Source organism: uncultured Campylobacter sp. (assembly GCF_937949835.1).
GTDB lineage: Bacteria > Campylobacterota > Campylobacteria > Campylobacterales > Campylobacteraceae > Campylobacter_B.
Window position 1 is genome coordinate 1 of record NZ_CALEDC010000434.1, and the last position, 5896, is coordinate 5896.

5 protein-coding genes are annotated in these 5896 nt (G+C 49.3%); 1 reads left to right on the plus strand and 4 read right to left on the minus strand.

The features are described 5' to 3' along the window. From clpX to Q0256_RS09725, 4 genes are all read right to left on the minus strand, one after another. Positions 1 to 1008 (minus strand): ATP-dependent protease ATP-binding subunit ClpX (gene clpX, locus Q0256_RS09710; protein WP_297962554.1); only part of this gene is annotated, 1008 nt, incomplete at its 3' end. Then, positions 1008 to 1796 (minus strand): acyl-ACP--UDP-N-acetylglucosamine O-acyltransferase, encoded by a 789-nt coding sequence (lpxA, locus tag Q0256_RS09715; protein WP_297962556.1) that lies wholly within the window; start codon positions 1794 to 1796, stop codon positions 1008 to 1010. The genes lpxA and clpX, both read right to left, overlap by 1 nt. Beyond that, a complete protein-coding gene (fabZ, locus tag Q0256_RS09720) occupies positions 1796 to 2245 on the minus strand; it encodes a 3-hydroxyacyl-ACP dehydratase FabZ (protein ID WP_297915899.1) in 450 nt (149 codons plus the stop codon). Before fabZ ends, lpxA begins: the two co-directional genes overlap by 1 nt. Before the next feature lie 33 nt (positions 2246 to 2278). Further along, positions 2279 to 3412, minus strand: a complete 1134-nt coding sequence (locus Q0256_RS09725; RefSeq protein ID WP_297962558.1) for an epoxyqueuosine reductase QueH — start codon at positions 3410 to 3412, stop codon at positions 2279 to 2281. A gap of 65 nt (positions 3413 to 3477) precedes the next feature. Between Q0256_RS09725 and Q0256_RS09730 the strand changes: the two genes are divergently transcribed. Continuing rightward, a partial coding sequence (locus Q0256_RS09730) for a DUF748 domain-containing protein (RefSeq protein WP_297962560.1) occupies positions 3478 to 5896 on the plus strand: 2419 nt, incomplete at its 3' end.

Genomic DNA, 5896 nt, shown 5'->3' on the forward strand with positions numbered 1-5896 from the left:
GAACAGGGCTTGGTATTGTTTGACCAGCGCGTTTTTCGGCTCGGTTAAAATTCTAACCATCGCCTTTTCGTCAATCTCGTTTAGCGTAGCCACTATGTGCAAACGCCCGATGAGCTCGGGGATTATGCCGTAATGCACCAGATCGTCGGCCTCGACCATGTTTAGCAAATTTAAGCTCTCTTTCTTGCTGCGCTTTGTTTGGTTAAATCCGAGCACGTTCTGCCCGATGCGGCGGTTGATGATCTCGTTTAGCCCATCGAACGCGCCGCCGCAGACGAATAGGATATTAGTAGTATCGATCTGGATGAAGTCCTGATTTGGATGCTTGCGACCGCCCTTTGGAGGGATATTTACGACGCTTCCTTCGATGATTTTAAGTAGCGCTTGCTGTACCCCTTCGCCGCTTACGTCGCGCGTGATGCTACGGTTTTCGCTCATTCGCGCGATCTTATCGATCTCATCTACGAATACGATACCGCGCTGCGCCTTCTCTACGTCGCCGTCCGCGGCCTGCAAAAGGCGGGTGAGGATATTTTCTACGTCCTCGCCGACGTAGCCCGCTTCCGTTAGGCTCGTAGCGTCGCTAATGGCGATCGGCACGTCCAAAAATCGCGCCAAGGTCTGCGCCATAAGCGTCTTGCCGCTGCCGGTAGGCCCGATAAGCAAGATATTTGATTTTGAAATTTCGGTATCGTCGCCCTTCGCGTCGGTCTGCCTGAAAATTCTTTTATAGTGGTTGTAAACGCCGACGCTAAAAATTTTCTTAGCGCGCTCCTGACCGATGACGTAGCGGTTGAGAACCTCCATCAGCGCCTTTGGCTTGATAGCCTCGAAATCGATCTCTTTATTTTGATTTTGTATCGCCTCGTTTTGGCCTTCGCTGCCATGGATAGCGGCGTATGCCATATCGATACAATAGCTGCAGATAGCCGCCGTACCGTCGTCGTTAGGATAGATACGACGCCCGTCCGCGCCCGTCTCACCGCAAAAACTGCACTTATTTGCCATTAAATTTTACCTTTATCTAGCGGAATTCCGCGTTTTGTGTTGATTATAAACTCGCACATCTTGCGCACGTTTTGATCGCTCGTTTCGTTTAATAAAATTTGCGCCTGCTCCTTTAAACCCCTGCCTTGGTTGAATAAAAATTTATACGCCCGATTTATCGTCTCGACCGTCTCTTTATCGAAGCGGCGGCGGATGCCCGTTAAATTTAGCCCGCGAATATAGGCGCGGTTGCCCTCGGCTAGACAAAACGGCACCACATCCTGACTAAGCGCGCTAGCCCCTGCGATCATGCAGCTCTCGCCGATTTGGACGAACTGATGCACGGGGGTAAGCCCGCCGATAACGGCATAATCGCCCATTACGACGTGGCCTGCGAGCGTAGCGTTGTTGGCTAGGATTATGTTGCTGCCCAGCACGCAATCGTGCGCGATATGGCAATACGCCATCATAAAGAGATTATCGCCGATGCGCGTAAATCCGTCGCCCTTATGCGAGCCCGAGCTGATCGTGCAAAACTCGTGAATCGTAGCGTTTTTGCCGATGATTAGCCCCGTTCGCTCACCCTCTTCAAAGCTCATATCCTGCGGAATTTCGCCCACGATCGCGTATGAAAAAATTTTAGAGCCCTCGCCGATTTGCGTATCGCCGATGATGCGCGCGCCCTGCTTGATCGTGCAGCCGTCTGCGATTTTAGCCTGCGCGCTTATGAAAGCATACGGCTCGATCACAACCTCGGCTCCAATCTGCGCGCCGTCCTCGATGATCGCCGTGTGGTGAACTTTAGCCATCATTTATCCATTATCATCGCTTGAAGTTCAGCCTGCGCGGCCAGTGTGGCGCCGTCGTTGATGTAGGCTTCGCCCTTTAGCACCCAGATGCGTCCGCGATGTTTGATTACGCTGATTCGATACTCAAGCTTGTCGCCGGGGCGGACCGGGTTTCTAAATTTAGCGTTGTCGATACTCATAAAATACACGACCTTATCGCTTAAATTGGCGCCGTCTTTCTCCATGCTCTTAAACGCCAACACGCCGCCCGCCTGCGCTAAGCCCTCGATGATCATTACGCCCGGATAGATCGGATGGCCTGGGAAGTGGCCCTGAAAGATCTGCTCGTTGTAGGTTACGTTTTTATAGGCCTTGATGCTTTCGCCTATGCTGAGCTCTTCGACGCGATCTATCAGCAAAAACGGAAAACGATGAGGTAGGATGGAGAGAATTTCGTTTATATCTATCATTGATCTGCCTTTTTTAGAAATTTTAGAATCTTATCAAATTCTTACTAAAATTTCCCTAACGTCTAAAAATATGCGCGAGAGCCCGTAAATTTGAACTTTGGCGGCTCTTATCTCGTCCGTGACGATGATCGGCGAGAGCGAGCCCGCAGCGCACAGGGCGGCGCGAGTTTTATTTTGGCGCGCAAGACTCGGCGGGTTTTTTAGCATTTCGGATACGCTTTTGAAATTTGATCTTGAAATTTCGTTAAATTTCGCCAGACTTAAAATTTTAATCTCGCCCTTGTCGCTGCAAAAAATTTCGCACTCTCGCTCCACGCTAAGCTTTACGTTTTCACGAGTAAAATGCGAGCCAAATAGCACAAACGAAGGCACGACCTCGCCGTCAAATTTAATCCATGCGCGCAGCAGGCGGTAGTTTAAAAACCGATCGCGCAGCACGCTAAATTTAACCCCTTTTCTTTCGAGCGAACAAAGCTTTTTGTAAAATTTCAACTTCTCCTCTACCGAAGCGGGCAAGATTTGCCTATCGATCGGCGACATTAGCTCGTAAATTTCGGCATCGCAGGCTAAATTTCGCCTCAAATCCGCCGTCAAGCTTCCGTCCGAATTCCGCTCAGCCTTTCGCTGCTCATTCCGCTGTGCCGCGAGCGCATAGATGCAGCCGCAGTAGTTTTGATGATAGAGCGCGTCTTTTTTCGCAAGCGCAAACTGCTCGTTCGTGCCGCCATTTTTGCGAAAATCGGGCGCGATAAACTCCAGTCCGCAGCGCTCGCAGATACGTTGCAACGAGGCGCAAAGCTGAGAGTGCGATTTTTTGGGGCTCATTAGAAGCGTCGTAGTGATTTTGCGCTCGCCTAGGCTTAGCGCGAGCTCGGCCGTTTTTTGCATGCGAAAATCAAAGCAAAACTCGCAGCGCGCGCCCTTTTCTGGCTCGTTTTCAAGCCCGCGCGCACCCTGCAGCCAGCCCTGAAAATCATACTCGCCCGGGATAAATTTAATCCCTAAATTCTCGCAAACCCGCTTTGCGTCGTGCATTCTAAGAACGTATTCGCCATAGGGGTGGATGTTTGGATCGTAGAAATAGCCTATTAGCGGCTCTTGCGCGAGCTCTTTCAAGCGGCGCAAAAAATAATCGCAATCGACCGAGCAGCAGATGTGAACCAGCAAATTTTAACCCTTTGCACGAAATTTTTGGATATAATTTTACGCTATCAAAATTAATGAGCGGAAAAATGAAAAATTTTTTTATAAAACACTGGCGTAAGTTTGCTTTCGGCGTAAGTGGATTTGCGCTGTTTTACGTGCTTGCGGGCTTTTTCGGCGTGCCACTTTTTATCGAAAAGGCGCTGCCTAAAATTTTAGAGGGCAGAGCAAACTTTAGCGTGCAGGACGCTAAATTTAACCCCTTTACCTACGAGCTAAACGTCACAAAGCCGGAGCTTAGCACCTTTAAGCCGCTGTTTAGCGCCGATGAGATAAATTTAAAAATCGGTTTTTCAAAGCTTTTTAAAAAGACTCTCGCGGTAGAAATTTTGCACCTAAAATCGCCTAAATTTCACGTCGAGCGCGAGCAAAACGGTACTTTCAATTTTGAGCCGCTACTTTCGGAGCAAAAGAGCGAAAGCAAGGATGAAAACTCCAGCTTCAACGTCACGCTGAATAATTTTAAGATCGAGCGCGGCTCTCTGGGCTACGTCGATAACTCCCTAAAAAGGCCGTTTTCACTCATCTCGACCGAGCTAAATTATGAGATCAACGGGCTAAACTTAAAGGACGAAACGATCGGCGAGCATGATCTAAGCGCCGTTTCGCGTACATACGACTCGCTGAGCTTCGATGGAGCCATCGATCTGGCGCCTCTGCGCTTGCACGGCAAAATAGATCTTAAACGGCTGAAAATCGATCCGTTTTGGCTATCATACCTCGATCCTAGCGGCGTGCGGCTTAAGAACGGCTTTCTTTCGGCTGAGCTGAATTACCGATTGAGCCTTGATGAAAATATAAAATTTGCGCTTGAAAACTCAAAGCTCGAGCTGCAAAGCCTAGAAATTTTGCAAGATCAAAGCTTAATTTCGCTTGGCTTGCTAAAAATCCCGAGTTTCAGCCTAAATACGGACGTTTCGAATGAAATTTCAGGCAAAGTGGTAATCCCGCAAGTGCTGCTTTCGGACGCAAAATACAATATGAACGAAACTAAAATTTCCACGGGCTTTGAGGGGGCGCGAATTGCGGATTTTGCGCTGGATTTTAATAAAACGGGCTCGAACTTGCGGCTAAACTCCGCCGTAAAAAGCGTAGATCTAAACCGCTCAAGCTTTGCAAACCCGCAAATTTCGGTCGTCTCAAACGACACTAAAATCACGGGAAATTTTTTAAAATTTAACGCCGAAGGTAACGATACGGCCCTTCATACGGGCTTTGGCGCCTTTAATATCGCAGATACGCAGATTACGCTAGCGCGCAGCGATAAAATTTCACTTGCCGCAACCGAGCTGGGCGCGTTTAGCTACGACAAAGAGGGCGCTCAAAACGGCGTAAGCCTGAAGTTTGCTAAAATTTCAAACTCCAAAATCGCAAATAAAAACGGAATTTTTAGCGGATTTGAAAGCTTCGGCGTGCAAGGGGTTAAATTTAACGTCGCGGATCTCGATCTGGGCGTGGATAAAATTTTACTAAACGAGCCGTTTTTCAACTCGGAAGTGGGCGTTAGCGGTGCCAAAAGCATAAACGATCTCGCGATCTTAAGCGCGATCTCTAAAAATCCCGCAAGCCCCAAAAAAACGGCGAGCTCTAGCGCCGTAAGCCAAGCGGATGCAAACTCTACAGCAAGCGGCGCAAATTTAGATTCTAAAAAGCCCGCCAAAAGCCCCGCTTTAAAATTTAAGATCGGCGAGGCCTCCGTAACGGGCGCAAAGGCTAAGATCGACGAGAGCTTTATCGTTAAAAACAACGTGCACGAGATCAAAGATTTCAGCGCCACGCTAAGCGGGCTAAGCTCGAATTTCGCCGAGCCTTTCGGTATCAAAGCAAGCCTTATCACGGGCGAAATCACGGCTAGCGTGAACGGCAAGGCTAGCATCGCGCCGCTTAACGTAGGCGTGAACTTCAGCCTAAATGCGCCGAACTTGGGCGTCTTTAACAAATACGCGGCGGAATTTATCACGGGCTCCATCGCCGGCGAGCTTGCTACGCAAGGGCGGCTGAAGCTTTCAAACGCCTTCTCTCTCGAAGCGAAGCTATCGGGCAAGGGCTTGGCGTTAAGCTCGGGTAGGGATAAAATTTTCTCCCTTGCATCGCTAAATGTCGCGCAAATCGCGCTGAGCCCAAACTCCCTCACGCTAAATAAGATCACTCTTGGCTCACCTGCGGCAAATATCTCGCTAAATAAAGACAGGCGTTTAAATTTAACTCCGCTGATAAAGCCCGCCGCGCAGGCAAAACAAGCCGCAAAGCCCGCCGAAGCGGCACCTGGCAGATCCGCAAAAAACGGGGCGAGCTTTGCGTGGAGCGTAAAAAATATCTCGCTTAGCGGCGGAAGTTTAAATTTCACCGATGAGAGTCTAGCAACGCCCTTTAAACTGCGCATCAGCGATATGAAAGCAAGCATCAGCGAGATCAGCCCGAAGCGAGCGGCGGATATCAAGCTTAGCT